Consider the following 15623-nt stretch of genomic DNA (forward strand, 5'->3'; position numbering starts at 1 on the left):
GATGACGACGCCCCAGCGCGCCCACCGGCGCTTGGTGCAACGCACCTACGGCAGCCTCGCCGATCCCGCTGATGCCGCGCGGACCTGGGCTGACCTGGCCGGACTGGTGCGTGGTGCGGGCACTTTCGACCCGAGTTGCACCACCTTCGTGGCCGCCTTCGACGCCGAGATGCCCGCCGGCGGCGAGGCTGCCTACCGGCACCTGCTGCTGATGGCCGAGGAGGACTGCCGCCGGGATGCCTCCGAGGACCCGGTCCCGCCGCGGCGCACCGGGGTGGACTTCGTGATCACCGTGGCTGATCAGCGCTTCTTCGTCAGCCTGCTCGCGCTGGCCGCGCCCGCGCTCTCCTTCACCCCGTGCGCGCAGTTCGCCAGGGGCACTGCCATCCCGGCGCCGCGCTGCGCGGAAACCCCCGTGCTCTGGGACTGATCTCCCGAGCTTGCGCTCTTCCGGGTCTCAGCCCGATTCCGCGGTCCGCGGTTCGGGCAGCCATTCGCCGGTGTGCCGGGGCGGGTTGAGCACTCGCCCGAGGTCGGTCCGGTCCAGGTCCACGCTGTGCGCGGCCACCGCGGCCCACAGCAGCGCCTCCCGGCGGCGGGTGATGCCGACCAGCACGATCACCAGCACGAGCAGTGCGCCGACCGCGCAACCACTGGCCAGGAACCGCGGCACGTTGAAACTGTGCAACGTCACCGAGACCGCTACCAGCGTGAATCCCACCAGCGCGGTATAGACCAAAAGCGAGGAGCGGCGGTCGAAGGCGCGGAATTCGACGCTGCGCTCGCGCAGTGAGGCCAGCAACAAACGTTGGTCACGTAGCGACATGTGCATATATTCGGCAATACGTTCCTCAATCGGGTTCAGCTCGCCTGCCCGATGGGGGTGAGTGCTGGCCGAATGCGCGGCGGGCGACGGAAAGGTCGCCGGGGTGCTCATGGGCCTGGTCCCTTCCTGCTACCTCGCCGGGGTCACTCGAATGAGTGAGGCAGGGTGACCTGTACCGTGCAGCCACCCAAACTTATCGCACAGTAAAACAGAATGTTCCATTTTTCACATCCCTCGATGGTGTAACTGTGCGTGCCGGAGGTTGACGAGGAGGCCCCTCATGGCCGAGAGCCCCACGGTGCGCCGCAGGCATGTCGGCGCGGAACTGCGCCGGTTGCGTGAGTCCGCGGGCGTGGACCGGGAGAGCGCGGCCGAGCTGCTCGCCTGCTCGCTGTCCAAGATCACCAAGATCGAACTGGGCAACGTCGCGGTGAAGCGGGCCGAGCTGGAGCGGCTGCTGGAGCGCTATGCCGCACCCGCCGAACTGTCGGCGTCTTTGCTGGTCATCGCGGCCGAGGCGAAGAAACGCGGCTGGTGGTCGCGCTATGGCAAGGCGGTGCCGGACTGGTTCCGCACCTTCGTCGGCCTGGAGTCGGCCGCCTGCGAGATGCGGGTCTACGAGGCCGAGTTGATCACCGGCGTGCTGCAGACCGAGGCATACACCAGGGCGGTGATCGCCGCGGTCAGCCCGGAGCTGGCCGAGGAGCAGGTGGAACGGCTGGTGCGGGTGCGCGCGGAGCGGCAGGCCCGGCTGCTCAGTGGTGACCCTCAGCGACTGAACCTCATCATGAGCGAGGCCGCGGTCCGCCGGATGGTGGGCGGTCCGGCGATTATGCGAGAACAACTCGCATTTCTGGTGGCGGTCCAGCGGCGACCCAACGTCACCATCCAGGTGCTGCCTTTCCGGTCCGGGGCGCACGCGGCCATCGGATTCACCTTCACCATGCTCCGTTTTCCGGACGAACCAGCTCCTACGCTGGTGTATCTGGAGGATCTGACCTCGGCTGCCTATCTCGATGAAGCCGCGGATTTGGACGTGTATAAGCTCGCGTTCGACCGCCTGCAAGCGTTGGCACTCGGCCCGGCCGAGTCTGTCGCGGTCATCGAACAGGCAGTAAGTGAATTCTGAGTAAATAGGGGTCAGTATGTTGTCCTCCGACCTTTTCCATGCCACCTGGCGCACCTCCAGTCGCAGTAGTGGCAATGGCGGCCAGTGCGTGGAGGTCGCTGTCGTTCCGGACGTCGTCGGCGTGCGGGACTCCAAGAACGCCAGTGGTCCCGCCCTGGTGTTCACCCCCGGCGCGTGGGGCACCTTCCAGTCGACACTGCTGGCCGGGTCCTTCGACCTGGTCTAGTCGCAGCCGGCGGGCGAGGGCGGTCGACACGGTCGGCCGCCCTCCCTTCATACGAAGGCTGAAAACGTATACAGGAGTACTTCACGCGACCGGGTTGACTCGGAGTGCCTGCCGCCAGGTATCTGGGAGGGAACGCACGATGAGACGACAATCGCCGCCTCGCCGCGGCGCCAGGGTCGCGCTGGTCTGTGTGCTGGCCGGTAGCGCGGTCACGCTCAGCCTGCCCGCGATCGGCAGTGCGGGCACCGCGACGAACTGGCAGCTCACCGCGCCCGGCGCCCGCTCCGTGCCAGGCGCGGCCGCGGCCCCGTCGGCCGAGCTGGACCTGGGCGCGGACGGCAGGCTGAAGCTGACCGTGCGCCGGGGTGCGACCACCGTGCTGGAACCGTCCGCGCTGGGGGTGGAGACCGCGCACGCGGACTTCACCAGCGGCCTGCGGTTCACCGGCCTCAGCCAGCGCGCGGTGCAGGAGAAGTACACCACCAGCGTGGGCAAGCGCCGCGAGCACAGCACGGACGCGGCCGAGACCACCTTGCGCTTCACCAAGGACGGCCAGCGGATCGACGTGGTGGTCCGGGTTTCCGCCGACGGCGTGGCCTACCGCTACGTGCTCGCCGGGCCGAAGTGGGTGACCGTGGTCGGGGAGGCATCGGAGTTCGCCGTGCCCGCCGCCGCGGACTCCTTCCTGCTGCCCTTCGACAACGGGCGCGGGGACTACGAGTCGGCGCACAAGCACAGCAGCGTGGCCCAGGCCGAGGCCACCGAGTACGGCTACCCCTCGCTGTTCAAGGTCGGCGACAGCTGGCTGCTGCTGGCCGAGTCCGATGTGGACGGTCGCTACGGCGGCTCGCGGGTGCGGCTGGACCCGGCCGACCGGCGCTTCAAGCTGGTGCTGCCGGATCCGGCCGAGGTGAGCAACGGCCCGCTGGCCACACCCTGGCGGACCATGGTGGTCGGCGATCTGGCCACGGTGACCGAAAGCGACCTGATCACCGATCTGGCCCCGCCGTCCAAGATCGCGGACACCTCCTGGATCAAGCCCGGCGTCGCGGCCTGGTCCTGGTGGGCGCTGGGCACCGGCGATCTGAACCTGCAGAAGCGCTACGTGGACTACGCGAGCAAGCAGGGCTGGGAGTACAACCTGGTCGACTCGGGCTGGGCGGACGCCTGGATCCCGGACTTGGTCGCCTATTCCAAGGCGCGCAACGTGGACACCTGGCTGTGGGTGCGCTGGCAGACCATCGACACCCCCAGCGAGCTGGAACGGCTGTTCAAGCGGTACCAGGACTGGGGCGTGGTCGGCCTGAAGATCGACTTCGTCGAGTCCGACGGCCAGGACCGGATGCGCTGGTACGATCTGGTCTTCGCGGCCGCGGCCAAGTACAAGCTGATGCTCAACTTCCACGGGGCGCCGATCCCGCGGGGCACCGAGCGCACCTGGCCGCACGTGATGACGGTGGAGGCGGTCAAGGGCGCGGAGGGCACCAAACCGCGGCCGGGACGCGAGCCGTTCCCGATCGAGCACTACCTGACCCTGCCGTTCACCCGGAACCTGACCGGCTCGATGGACTTCACCCCGGTGACCTTCAGCGGGGTGCGGCCCAACTCCGACGCCGGTGAGCTGGCCCTGTCCGTGGTCTTCGAGTCCGGCGTGCAGCACTTCGCGGACAGCCCGGAGAACTACGCCAAGCAACCCCTGGCCGAGGAGCTGCTGCGCTCGGTCCCGGCGGCCTGGGACGAGACCAAGCTGGTCGACGGCGACCCGGGCAAGCACGCGGTGTTCGCCCGGCGCGCCGGCGGCGAGTGGTACGTGGGCGCGGCGCTGGCCGGAGAGGGTCGCAACGTGGACGCGGCGCTGTCCTTCCTGCCCGCGGGCGAGTGGACGGCCGAGATCTACGGCGACGGCCCCGAAGGCAAGATCGCCCGCACCAGCCAGCGGGTGAGTCGGGACAGCACCCTGTCGGTGCCGGTGGCCAAGAACGGGGGCTACGTCGTCCGGCTGCGCCCGGCGAGCTGACCGCCGGATTTCCCGAAGACAGTTCGCGTTACCGCCGTTCGGTGCTACCGACCGGTAAACCTCGCGGTCACGCTGTCGTCACGCGCCTGCACTGCACTTGCCGGGCGCGTGACGACAGCGCGCTGACTGCGAGGAGGCGACATGCGGGTTCTGCGATCCGCCCTGGTCGGGATGATCACGGTGGCGGCCCTGGGCCTGGGCGCGCCCGCGGCGCTGGCCGCCCCCACTGCCCCGGCCCGGGTCGCGGCGGACAAGCCCCCGTACGAGACCTGGATCCGGGACGTCACCGCGGTGACCACCCAGCTCAGCGCCTACCTCGACAGCAGGCTGCCCGGCGGCGGCAAGAAGGCCGTGGTCTTCGACATCGACAACACCACGCTGGAGACCGCCTACAACTTCGGCATCCCCACCCCGGCCATCCCGCCGGTGCTGGCCGCGGCCAAGCGGGCCAGGCAACAGGGCGCGTCGATCTTCTTCGTCACCAACCGCCCATACCTGCTGGGCCTGCCCACCGAGGACAACCTCAAGCGGGTCGGCTACGCCGTGGACGGCCTGTACCTGCGCCCCTGGTTCAACTTCGACCCGACCGAGAAGGTCAAGACCGACGCCCGCATCGCCATCGAGAAGCAGGGCTACACCATCGTCGCCAACGTCGGCAACAACACCTGGGACCTGACAGGCGGCCACGCCGAACGCACCTTCAAACTCCCGGACTACAACGGCGCCCTGGACTGAGCTGTATCGATTGGCGTGCTCCGCACGCTGGATTTTTCGCTCTAAGTCGCCTCGTCGTGTACCCGCCGCACGCGAAGCAAGCTTCGGATGCGTCGGGCACACGACAAGGCAACGCGAAAAATCGGTACCCCGCCGCTGGTGAAAGGCCCGCCGTGTCGCTGCGCGCCACGCCTGTTTCGCAACAAGTGGGCGGTGTGAACTCACAAACGTGGGCGCCACCCTGACCCGGTGGCGCCCACGAATGTTCGCGCTTGCTTGGTCCTGCTTACGCCGACGGCGCCGGTGCGGTGGAAGCCCGCACCACCAGCTCCGGCGGCGTGGGGAGCACCAGCTTGCTGGGCCGGTTCCCCTGGAGCACCTGCAACAACATGTGTGCCGAGGCACGGCCCAGCTCCCGTTGCGGCGTCTTCACCGCGGTCAGGGGAGGGTCGGTGTGCGCCGCGACGATGTGCTCGTCGATGGCGATCACGCTCAGATCGTGCGGCACGGACAGGCCCAGCTCACGGGCTGCGCTGAGAGTGCCGAGGGCACTCAGCAGGTTGGCCACCACCAGGGCGGTCGGCCGTTGGGCGGCCGGCGCGTCCAGGATGTGCAGGGCTGCCTGGTGGCCGCCCCGCCAGTGGAAGTTGCCGTCGCAGATCCATTCCGGGCGCACGGTGAGCCCGTGCGACCGCATGGCCGCGGCGAAACCTTGGCGTCGCCGCAGGCCGGTGTCGGTGCGCAGTGGGCCGCTGACATGACCGATTCGCCGGTGCCCCAGTTCCACCAGGTGATCGACCATGATCGAGACGTTGCGCACCTCGTCCATCACCACCGCGGCCGGGTAGCCGGGGGTGCCGCGCTGCACGAGCACCATGGGCAGGTGCTCGCGGGAGGCCCACTCCTGGATGTTCGGGTCGTCGACGCTGGCGAAGGCCACCAGCACGCCGTCCACCTTGCCTTCGAGCCCGAGCTTGTCGTAAGCGTTGCCCGCGCCTTCGCCGCTGCCCGCCTCGACCACCATCAGCGTGTAGTCCTGCTCGGTCGCCACTTCCTGGACGCCCCGCATTATCTGCGTGAAGCCGAAATTGTCCAGGTCGGGCACGAGCAAACCAATGGCCTGCTGTCGTTGCAAACGCAGCGCGCGTGCCTGTGCGTTCGGGCGATACCCGAGCGCTTCGGCCGCGTCGAGCACCCGCTGCCGTGTCTCCGCCCGATAGGCGGTGTCCTGTCCCCGCAACAGCCGCGAGGCTGTCGACACATCCACCCCGGCCGCCGCCGCCACCTCGCGCAAGGTCGGACGATCACGCCGCCGACTTCGAGTGAGGGACAAGGACGCGCCGGGCGAAACTGCCACTGGCCGCCAGCCAGCGGCCTCTGGCCGAGTTACCACTCCAACCCCCTTGAACCCCCTCCGGTACAGCCGTCACTCTAGGGGGTTTGACGGCTGCTGAGTGTGGGCTGTCCAGGTGTCTCGGTGATCCCCACCCGAACGGCCGCAGTCAACTGGTGCAAGCTCGATAAAAGTGGAACTCCTGGACGCCGGACGCTACTCCGAACAGGCTCCCCGCACGACATTCGGCAACACTGATGGTTTAGGGAAGCTGTTGTAGGCAATCGGTTTCTGTCCCGGAACGCGACAACGGGGGTGCCGCACCCTCGCCTGGTTGGCAAGAATGCGACACCCCCGCCGGGTGTGTCGAGTTAGGACATCAGCCGAAGTAACGACCCTGGGTCTGCACGTTCAGCTCGTCGAAGTGCTGGAACTTCGCCAAGTCGGTGCGCCAGTCGTCGAGCCGGAGGACGTCGAAGCCCTTCTGGATGTCCGAGGAGTAGATGTAACCGTTGTACCAGTAGGCCGACCAGGAGCCGCCGGTCTTGAGCTGGGTGTCCGAGAGCGGACCGCGCTCCCAGAACCCGATCTCCTTGGGCTTGCTGGAGTCGGTGAAGTCCCACACCGACACGCCGCCCTGGTACCAGGCCTGGACCATGATGTCCTTGCCGGGAACCGGGATCAGCGAGCCGTTGTGCGCCACGCAGTTCTCGGTGTCCTTCTGCGGCCGCGGGATCTTGTAGTAGCTGCGGAAGACCAGCTTGCGCTTGTCGCCCTTGCCCACGATGTCGTAGACGCCGTTCGCGCCGCGCTTGTCGCCGGTGGCCGCGTTGCAGGTGGCACCGCCGCCGCCGCCCAGCTCGTCGGTGAAGACGACCTTGTCGCCGCGGTTGTTGAAGGTCGCGGAGTGCCAGAACGCGAAGTTCACGTCATCGCGCACCCGCTCGATCACCCTCGGCTTCTCCCGGTTGGAGATGTCGAAGAGGATGCCATCGCCCATGCACGCGCCCGCCGCCAGGTCCAGCTTGGGGTAGACGGTGATGTCGTGGCAGCCCGAGGTCGCGGACAGGTTCGGGTTGGTGCCGGGGCTACCACCGGGGTTGCCACCGTCCGGGAACAGCACCGGCGCGGAGATCACCGAGGCGGCCGCCGGGTTGCGCACCGGCACCTTCACGATGGAGATCTTGTCGTGCGGCGGCTTGCAGTCCGGGAAGCTCGCCGACGGACCGTAGGAGGAGCTGTACAGGTACACGTTCTTGTTGCCCTTCTCGGGCACCAAGGTGTGCGTGTGCGACCCGCAGTCGTTCTCCACCGAGGCGACGTACTTCGGGTTGCGGACATCGCTGATGTCGAAGATCTTCACGCCCTCCCAGGACTCCTTGACCGTGGCCGGCTGGCTCACGTTCTCGCAGGAGTCGTTGCTGCGGGAGGAGTCGGTGGACAGGAACAGCAGGTTCCCGTGCACCGAGACGTCGTTCTGCCCACCCGGGCAGAGCACCTGGGCGACGCGCTTCGGCTTCGCCGGACGGCGGATGTCGAAGATGTCGAATCCGTTGTAGTTGCCCACGAAGGCGTAGTCGCCCTGGAAGGCCAGGTCGGTGCCGAGCGCGTTCTCCGGTGCGAACGGCCCTTCCTTCGGCAGGTTCGCGACCTGCTTCATGTTCCTGCTGCTGACGATCTGGTCAACGCCGGGGATGCCGTCGGTCGGCTCGGCTGCCACAGCGGGCGAGCCGGCGAGCGTGGAGGCGGCGACGAGCGCCGCTCCGGACAGCACCATCAGTAAACGGCGCGTAGTGCGTTGGGTAGACGCCACCCTCAAAGCTCCCATCGCGTGACGGCTGGATCTGTGCAGTATCTACGTGTGCTTTCGGTTAGGAAACAGCCTTTTGCCCCCCGCTGCACACAGTTTTTCCAGGTTCCCAGCAGGCGGACGCCCAGGTAGCGTCGCTGGTCGTGAGCCGTCTGCCCTGGAAAACCGGTGTCCTCGCGGCGTTTGCCGCCTTGTCGCTCACTGCCTGTACCGGCAACGGCACGGAGGGTGCGCCGCCGGAGGCCACCGGGCAGGTGCCGGTGATCGCGCCGGGCAGGCCGGGGGAGCCGGCGAAAACCTTGTCGAGCATGCCGCCGCTGGCCGAACGGCCGCCCGGTGATGCCGATTTCCGCTATGTCTCGATGATGATTCCGCATCACCGGCAGGCGCTGGAGATGACCGCGCTGGTCCCGGAACGCGCCCAGCACCAGGACGTGCGCGGGCTGGCCGCGCGGATCGACAGTGCGCAGGCCCCGGAGATCCAGGCCATGTCGGCCTATCTGCAGCGGAACAAGAAACCGGTGCCGGAAGCGCATGGCGGACACGGTGACGCGGCCATGCCGGGGATGGCCTCCTTCGCGGACATGGTCCGGCTCAAGAACAGCAGGGGCGCGGACTTCGACAAGCTGTTCGTGCGCTTGATGATCGCCCACCACGAGGGCGCGGTGAAGATGGCCAACGACGTGCTCGCCACCGGGCACGACATCTTCGTGGAGGAGATGGCCCAGGACGTCATCGCCACCCAGACCGCGGAGATCAAGCGGATGCGGGAAATGCGGTTCTGAACCGTTTCCGGCGGAAGCCTTGACGCACAACCGTTATGTGGGACGGCTAACGTCCATAATGGACTGTATTGAACAGTATTGAGTGGTCCGTTTGCGCCATTGAACTTCCTGGGACGGCGGGTTCTGCTCTTGGGCATCGTTCCCAAGAAGGGATCAGCCGTGACCAACCCCTCCACCCGCCGCTGGCGTGCGCCTGCCGCGGCCGTGCTGGCCGCAGCGCTGGGCACCGCCGCGTTCGGCTTGGCCGCGCCCGCTTCGGCGGCACCGCAACAGAACCCGCCTCAGGCGGACAAACAGCTCGACAAGCGTGACCGGGAACTCCTGGCCGAGGCCGCCCGCGAGGGCAAGCAGAACGTGACCCTGCTGGTGGCCGCGGCCAAGGGCCACACCGACAAGGCCGTCGCGGACCTGCGCTCGCTTGGCGGCGTCGTGGAGTCCACCGAGAAGAGCGTGGACTACGTCAAGGTCTCCGTGCCGCGGGAGAAGGCCGAACAGGTCGCGAAGCTGAAGTCGGTGGACGCCATCGACGTCGACGCGGTCATCCCGGTCGACGACCCGCGTCCGCAGCCCAACGGCGCGGTGCAGCCGCTGCCGCAGAAGGCGCCAGACGCCAAGACCCCTCGGGTCAACCCGTACATGCCCACCGGCGACATCGGCGCCGCGCAGTTCGGGCAGACGCTGCCGTTCTGGGACGGCCGCGGCACCACCATCGCGGTCCTGGACTCCGGTGTTGATCTGGACCACCCGGCGCTGGCCACCACCAGCACCGGTGAGCGCAAGATCGTGGACTGGTACACCGCGAACTCGCCGACTTCCGGCGACGGCACCTGGGTCGCGATGACCAAGACCGGCCGCACCGGCAAGTTCACCGAGGCCGGCCGCGAGTGGACCGCGCCCAGCGCGGGTGGCCCGTACTCCTTCGGCCTGTTCAAGGAGACCGCGCAGGACCTGGGCGCGGCGGGCAGCGAGATCGGCGGCGACGTCAACCGGGACGGCGACCGCGCCGACTCCTGGGGCGTGCTGCAGGACATCGTCACCAAGGAGGTCCGGGTCGACCTCAACGGCGACGGCGACTTCACCAACGACAAGGTGATGATCGACTACAAGGTCAAGCAGGACGTGCAGTACTTCGGCACGGACAAGGCCGAGACCGCCAACATCGTTGAGCGGATGGCCTTCGTGGTGCAGACCGACCGCTCGATCTACGACATCGGCGGCACCCCGTACGTCAGCCTGGGCATCGCCTCCGGTTCGCACGGTTCGCACGTGGCCGGCATCGCGGCCGGGCACAAGCTGCTCGGCGGCAACATCGCCGGCGGCGCGCCGGGCGCGAAGCTGATCTCGATCAAGGCCTGCCTGTCCAGCCCCGGCTGCACCTCCAGCGGTCTGCTCGACGGCGTGCTGTACGCGGCCAAGAACGGCGCGGACGTCATCAACATCTCCATCGGCGGACTGCCCGGTCTCAACGACGGCAACAACGCGCGGGCCGCGCTCTACAACCGCACCATCGCCGAGTACAAGATGCAGATCTTCATCTCGGCAGGCAACAGCGGCGCGGGCGCGAACACCGTCGGCGACCCCTCGGTGGCCACCGACGCGGTCAGCGTGGGCTCCTCGATCACCGCGGCGACCTGGCTGAGCAACTACGGCTCGGAGGCCGCGGCCAAGGAGGGCCTGCACCCGTTCTCCTCGCGCGGACCGGCCGAGGACGGCGGCTTCAAGCCGAACATCATCGCGCCCGGCTCGGCGATCTCCACCACGCTGCGCTGGCAGGCTCCCGGCCCGACCGCCGGCACCTTCCAGCTGCCCGCCGGGTACTCGATGTTCAACGGCACCTCGATGGCCTCCCCGCAGGCCACCGGCGCGGCCGCGCTGCTGCTCAGCGCGTACAAGGCCACCCACGGCGGGCAGCGTCCGACGCCGGCCCAGCTGCGCAACGCGATCTACTCCAGCGCCAAGTTCCTGCCGAACCTGGGCGCCTACGAGCAGGGCGCGGGCAAGTTCGACGTCTGGGGCGCGTTCTTCGCGCTGCAGCGCGGATCGGCCACCGACACGGTGCGCACCGAGGTCGAGGTGGACACCTCGCTGGAAGGCCAGCTGGCCAAGCCGGGCTTCGGCGTCGGCATCCACGACCGCGAGGGCGTGACCGTCGGCAAGGCGTACACCAGGACCTACACCCTGACCCGCACCACTGGCGCGGCCGGCAACCACCGCTACTCGGTGGACTGGGTCGGCAACGACGGCACCTTCACCTCGGCGCGGTCGGTGCAGCTCCCGCTGAACACCCCGGTCAAGTTCGAGGTCAAGGTCAACCCGAAGTCGGCTGGCGCGCACTCCGCGCTGCTGCGCCTGGACAACCCGGCCACCCCCGGCATCGACTCCCAGGGCCTGGCCGCGGTCTTCGCCGCCCAGGACTTCACCGCCGCGGCCGGGTACAAGGTCAGCTCCACCGGTGAGATCGGCCGCAACCAGGCCAAGTCGGTCTTCGTGCGGGTGCCCCAGGGCGCCAGCGCACTCAAGATTGACCTGGCCGCCGGCGGCGCCGCGGGCAAGGGCCAGGTGCGTTTCCTGCGCTACGACCCGACCGGTGTGCCGAGGGATGTCACCTCGACCACCAACTGCTACAACCCGGACGCGGGCGCGGGTTGCTCGGGCGGCACCCCGAACAGCCGCACCATCACCAACCCGCAGCCCGGCGTGTGGGAGATCATCATCGAGGCCCGCCGGACCTCGGATGTGAAGGTCGCCCCGTACTCGGTCACCGCCGAGGTCCTGGGCACCAAGATCACCCCGAACCCGGACGTGATCCCCACGGCCGCCATCGGCACCCCGCTGGAGCGCCAGTACAGCGTCGCCAACAACCTGGCCGGCTTCACCGGCAAGCTCGTCGGCGGCACCCTGGCCAGCGCGAAGACCGACCGGCCGAGCATCGCCAACCTGACGTCCCAGCAGTACGACGTCACGGTCCCGGCGGGCGCGACCAGCTTCACCGCCACCATCGGCAACACCGCGGACGCCGCCGCCGACCTGGACCTCACCGTCCAGAACTGCACCACCGGCAGCTGCGTGGACGCGGCGGCCAGCGCCGACGGCGACTCGGAGGAGTCGGTCACGATCGCCAGCCCCGCCGCGGGCAAGTGGCGTGTGGTGATCGACGGCTACTCGGTGCCCGCGGGCAGCACGGCCTATGACTACCTCGACTCCTTCGTCGCGGCAGCCCTGGGCAACATCACGGCGACCGACACGGACGCCGCGCACGCGGCGGGCACCAGCTGGACCGTCCCCGCGAAGATCAACGTCAGCGGCCAGCCCGGTGCGGGCCGGCACCTGCGCGGCGACCTGCTGGTGCAGACCGCCGACAAGGTGACCGTCGGCCGCGGCGCCGTGCAGATCCAGGCCGTGACCGGCTGACCAACTGAATGAACGAAGACCCCGTCCGGGCTGCACTCCCGGACGGGGTCTCGTTGTTTTCCAGCCCTGCCCCGGTTTCAAAGCGCCGAAACCGTCCATTGTGGATACCGTGCGACCGATGCTCCGCTGATCGTCCGCACGAAGGGTGCCGCCGTGACCACACCGCTTCGCCTGCCGCGTCATCCCGGCGCGGTGCTCCTGCTCGTCTGCTCGGTCCTGGCCGCGATGGGTCTCACCGCGCTGCCCGCGACCGCAGCGCCGCCCGGCCCGGTCAAACAGCTGGACAAGGCCGATCGCGGCCGGATCGCCGAGGCGCGCGGCGCCGGGCGGGCCACGGTCACGTTGCTGGTCGCCGCCGAGACCGGGCGGGCCGGGGACGCCGAGGCCGAGTTGCGGGAGCTGGGCGGGGTGGTGCGGGCGAGTGAGCCCGCGGTGGGGTACCTCAAAGTCGAGTTGCCGGCCGGGCACGCCGAGCGGGCGGCCCGGCTGGCCTCGGTCAAGGCGGTGGACGTGGATCACCTGGTGCGCCGGGAGAATCCGCGGCCGGACGGAGCCGAGCAGCCGATCCCGCAGCCCGCGCCCGGCCCCGCGACCCCACGCGACAACCCCTACCTGCCCACCAGGGACATCGGCGCGCCCGGCTTCGCCGCCGACGGCCGGGGCACCACCATCGCCATCCTGGACTCCGGCGTCGATCTGGACCACCCGGCGCTGGCCACCACCAGCACCGGTGAGCGCAAGATCGTGGACTGGCACACCGCGAACTCGCCGACTTCCGGCGACGGCACCTGGGTGGAGATGTCCACCAAGCTCCACAATGGACAGTTCAACGCCGCCGACCGGGACTGGTCCGCACCCACCACCGGTGGGCCGTTCTCCTTTGGCCTGTTCCGGGAAATCGCGCAGGACTTGGGCGCGAAGGACAGTGAGATCGGCGGCGATGTCAACCGGGACGGCGACCGCGCCGACTCCTGGGGCGTGCTGCAGGACACGGTCGGCAAACAGGTCCGGGTCGACCTCGACGGCGACGGCGACTTCACCGACGAGACGCCGATGACCGACTACAAGGTCAAGCACGACATCGGCCACTTCGGCCAGGACCGGCCGCAGACACCGGTGCTGGACCGGGTCGCCTTCGTGGTGCAGACCGACCGCTCGACCTACGACGGCAAGGCCACGCCGTATGTGAGCCTGGGCATCGCCAGCGCCGCGCACGGCTCGCACGTGGCGGGCATCGCGGCCGGCAACAAGCTCTTCGGCGGGGCCATGGCCGGTGGCGCGCCGGGGGCGAAGCTCATCTCGGTCAAGGCCTGCCTGGCCACTGTGGCCTGCACCTCCAGCGGCCTGGTCGACGGCGTGCTCTACGCCGCGCGCAACGGCGCGGACGTTGTCAACATCTCCATCGGCGGCCTGCCCGGTCTCAACGACGGCGACAACGCCCGCGCCGCGCTCTACAACCGCACCATCGCCGAGTACAAGGTCCAGCTCTTCATCTCCGCCGGCAACGAGGGCGCGGGCGCGAACACCGTGGGCGACCCCTCGGTGGCCGCGGACGCGGTCAGCGTGGGCTCCTCGATCACCGCCGAGACCTGGCTCGCCGACTACGGATCCGTGGTCTCGGCCAAGCAGGGCCTGCACCCGTTCTCCTCCCGCGGACCGGCGGAGAACGGCGGATTCAAGCCGAACATCATCGCCCCCGGCGCGGCGATTTCTACTGTGCCACCATGGCAAACGCCCAGTCCGATCGCCGGCACCTATCCGCTGCCCGCCGGGTACTCGATGTTCAACGGCACCTCGATGGCCTCCCCGCAGGCCACCGGCGGCGCGGCACTGCTGATCGGCGCGCACAAGGCCGCACGCGGCGGAGCCCGGCCCGATCCGGCTTTGCTGCGCAACGCGATCTACTCCACCGCCCGCTTCCTGCCGAACCTGGGCGCCTACGAACAGGGCGCCGGACTGATGGACGTCCCGGCCGCTTTCGCCGCCCTGCAACGGGATCCGGCGCCGGAGGTGATCAAGGCCGAGGTCCCGGTCAAGACCGTCCTGTCCGGACAGCTGGCCAAACCCGATGTGGGCGTTGGCATCCACGACCGCGAGGGCGTCCAGATCGGTGTGGGTTACACCCGCGCCTACACGCTGACCCGCACCACCGGATCGGCGAACCGGGCCTGGCACAAGGTGGAATGGCTCGGCAACGACGGCACTTTCAGCTCGGCGAGCAGCATCCGGCTGCCGCTGAACCAGCCGGTCACCCTGGCGGTGCGGATCACCCCGCGCACCGCGGGCGCGCATTCCGCGCTGCTGCGCATCGACAACCCGATGACCCCCGGCATCGACCTGTTCACCCTCAACTCGGTGTTCGCGCCGCTGGAACTCAACGCCGCCAACGGTTTCACCGCCAGTGCCGACGGCGAGGCCGGTCGCAACAGCACCCGCTCCACCTTCGTCAGGGTGCCCGCGGGCAGCACCGGGCTGAAGATCGATTTCGCCGGTGGCGGCGCACCGGGCAAGGGACAGTTGCGGTTCCTGCCCTTCACCCCCACCGGTCAGCCGTACGAGGAGACCGGTTCCCGGTTCTGCTACCTCCCAGACGGCGGCGGTGGTTGTCCCACCGGCTCGCCGAGCAGTCGCACGGTGCTCGCGCCGCAACCGGGGGTGTGGGAGATCGTCGCCGACGCCCGGCGCACCTCCGACGCGCTCACCGCCCCGTTCACCGTGACCGTGGCCGCGCTGGCGATCAAGGTCCAGCCGGATCCGGACGTGCTGGCCACCGCGCCGCTCGGGCAGCCGGTGCCCAGGGAGTACGCGCTGCACAGCACCATGGCGGCGTTCACCGGGCGGCTGGCCGGCGGGCCGCTGGGCAGTGCGCGCACGCTGCGGCCCAGCATCGCCGCGGGCACCCAGCAGAGTTACGAGGTGACCCTGCCCGAGGGCACCTCCACGCTCACCGTGCGCACCGGCAACCCGGCCGACCCCGGCGCCGACCTGGACCTGCTGGTCTTCGACTGCTCCAGCGGCGCCTGCGCGCAGGCCGGGTCCAGCGGCGGGCCCACTGCGACGGAGAAGGTGACCATCAGCAACCCGAAGGCCGGGCGCTGGCGGATCGAGATCGACGGCTACGCGGTGCCCACCGGCAGCACGGCCTATGACTACCTGGACCTCTACGCCGCGCCCTCACTCGGCGCGGTCGAGGTAGGTGACACCGATCAGGCAAGGCCGAGCGGCAGCACCTGGACGGTGCCGGGCACGGTGACCGCGCGCAGCGATCTGGCGCCGGGCCGGGCCTTGCGCGGTGAACTCCAGGTCCGCACCACCGCCGAGGGCGTGGCCGCCATCAGCGGGGTCGAGGTCCGTAGCGTCAGCGGCTGAACC

11 protein-coding genes are annotated in these 15623 nt (G+C 69.2%); 8 read left to right on the forward strand and 3 right to left on the reverse strand.

All coding sequences use genetic code 11. From position 1 onward, the window contains the following. Position 1: 1 nt before the first annotated feature. Complete coding sequence (locus MZC64_RS09280) at positions 2-430, forward strand: hypothetical protein (protein WP_247761622.1); 429 nt, start codon at positions 2-4, stop codon at positions 428-430. A gap of 27 nt (positions 431-457) precedes the next feature. Here MZC64_RS09280 and MZC64_RS09285 read toward each other — a convergent pair whose 3' ends face one another. After that, a complete protein-coding gene (locus MZC64_RS09285) occupies positions 458-937 on the reverse strand; it encodes a hypothetical protein (protein WP_247761623.1) in 480 nt (159 codons plus the stop codon). A gap of 169 nt (positions 938-1106) precedes the next feature. Between MZC64_RS09285 and MZC64_RS09290 the strand changes: the two genes are divergently transcribed. The 4 genes from MZC64_RS09290 (at position 1107) to MZC64_RS09305 (ending at position 4933) form a co-directional block, all read left to right on the forward strand. Beyond that, on the forward strand, positions 1107-1955 hold the full coding sequence (locus tag MZC64_RS09290; RefSeq protein WP_247761624.1) for a helix-turn-helix transcriptional regulator: 849 nt from the start codon (positions 1107-1109) through the stop codon (positions 1953-1955). A 16-nt stretch (positions 1956-1971) separates the two neighbouring features. Further along, positions 1972-2181: a DUF397 domain-containing protein gene (locus MZC64_RS09295; protein ID WP_282104991.1), complete on the forward strand. Its 210-nt coding sequence runs from the start codon at positions 1972-1974 to the stop codon at positions 2179-2181. 139 nt (positions 2182-2320) lie between these two features. Continuing rightward, on the forward strand, positions 2321-4198 hold the full coding sequence (locus MZC64_RS09300; protein WP_247761626.1) for a glycoside hydrolase family 97 protein: 1878 nt from the start codon (positions 2321-2323) through the stop codon (positions 4196-4198). Positions 4199-4339: 141 nt separating this feature from the next. Continuing rightward, positions 4340-4933, forward strand: a complete 594-nt coding sequence (locus MZC64_RS09305; protein WP_247761627.1) for an HAD family acid phosphatase — start codon at positions 4340-4342, stop codon at positions 4931-4933. Positions 4934-5198: 265 nt separating this feature from the next. On the opposite strand, the gene MZC64_RS09310 is transcribed toward MZC64_RS09305, so the two are convergent. Both MZC64_RS09310 and MZC64_RS09315 read right to left on the reverse strand, forming a co-directional pair. Next, positions 5199-6197: a LacI family DNA-binding transcriptional regulator gene (locus MZC64_RS09310; protein WP_247763373.1), complete on the reverse strand. Its 999-nt coding sequence runs from the start codon at positions 6195-6197 to the stop codon at positions 5199-5201. A gap of 427 nt (positions 6198-6624) precedes the next feature. Further along, the gene (locus MZC64_RS09315) at positions 6625-8022 is read right to left on the reverse strand and encodes an LVIVD repeat-containing protein (protein WP_247762862.1); all 1398 of its coding nucleotides are present in this window, start codon (positions 8020-8022) and stop codon (positions 6625-6627) included. A gap of 176 nt (positions 8023-8198) precedes the next feature. Here MZC64_RS09315 and MZC64_RS09320 point away from each other — a divergent pair, with 176 nt between their 5' ends. The 3 genes from MZC64_RS09320 (at position 8199) to MZC64_RS09330 (ending at position 15620) form a co-directional block, all read left to right on the forward strand. Next, on the forward strand, positions 8199-8840 hold the full coding sequence (locus tag MZC64_RS09320; protein ID WP_247762864.1) for a DUF305 domain-containing protein: 642 nt from the start codon (positions 8199-8201) through the stop codon (positions 8838-8840). A 159-nt stretch (positions 8841-8999) separates the two neighbouring features. After that, positions 9000-12251, forward strand: coding sequence for a S8 family serine peptidase (locus MZC64_RS09325; protein ID WP_247762866.1), 3252 nt, complete (start codon positions 9000-9002; stop codon positions 12249-12251). Positions 12252-12476: 225 nt separating this feature from the next. Then, the gene (locus MZC64_RS09330; RefSeq protein ID WP_247763374.1) at positions 12477-15620 is read left to right on the forward strand and encodes a S8 family serine peptidase; all 3144 of its coding nucleotides are present in this window, start codon (positions 12477-12479) and stop codon (positions 15618-15620) included. Positions 15621-15623: the final 3 nt, after the last annotated feature.

The sequence above is a fragment of the Crossiella sp. S99.2 genome, assembly GCF_023094165.1.
In the GTDB taxonomy this organism is placed as follows: Bacteria; Actinomycetota; Actinomycetes; order Mycobacteriales; family Pseudonocardiaceae; genus Crossiella.

What these genes read in the sequence shown, in the direction of transcription:
- MZC64_RS09290 (WP_247761624.1), top strand. Translation starts at nt 1,107, where the DNA reads ATGGCCGAGAGCCCCACGGTGCGCCGCAGGCATGTCGGCGCGGAACTG.
- MZC64_RS09315 (WP_247762862.1), bottom strand. Translation starts at nt 8,022, where the DNA reads ATGGTGCTGTCCGGAGCGGCGCTCGTCGCCGCCTCCACGCTCGCCGGC.
- MZC64_RS09295 (WP_282104991.1), top strand. Translation starts at nt 1,972, where the DNA reads ATGTTGTCCTCCGACCTTTTCCATGCCACCTGGCGCACCTCCAGTCGC.
- MZC64_RS09300 (WP_247761626.1), top strand. Translation starts at nt 2,321, where the DNA reads ATGAGACGACAATCGCCGCCTCGCCGCGGCGCCAGGGTCGCGCTGGTC.
- MZC64_RS09305 (WP_247761627.1), top strand. Translation starts at nt 4,340, where the DNA reads ATGCGGGTTCTGCGATCCGCCCTGGTCGGGATGATCACGGTGGCGGCC.
- MZC64_RS09285 (WP_247761623.1), bottom strand. Translation starts at nt 937, where the DNA reads ATGAGCACCCCGGCGACCTTTCCGTCGCCCGCCGCGCATTCGGCCAGC.
- MZC64_RS09280 (WP_247761622.1), top strand. Translation starts at nt 2, where the DNA reads ATGACGACGCCCCAGCGCGCCCACCGGCGCTTGGTGCAACGCACCTAC.
- MZC64_RS09330 (WP_247763374.1), top strand. Translation starts at nt 12,477, where the DNA reads ATGGGTCTCACCGCGCTGCCCGCGACCGCAGCGCCGCCCGGCCCGGTC.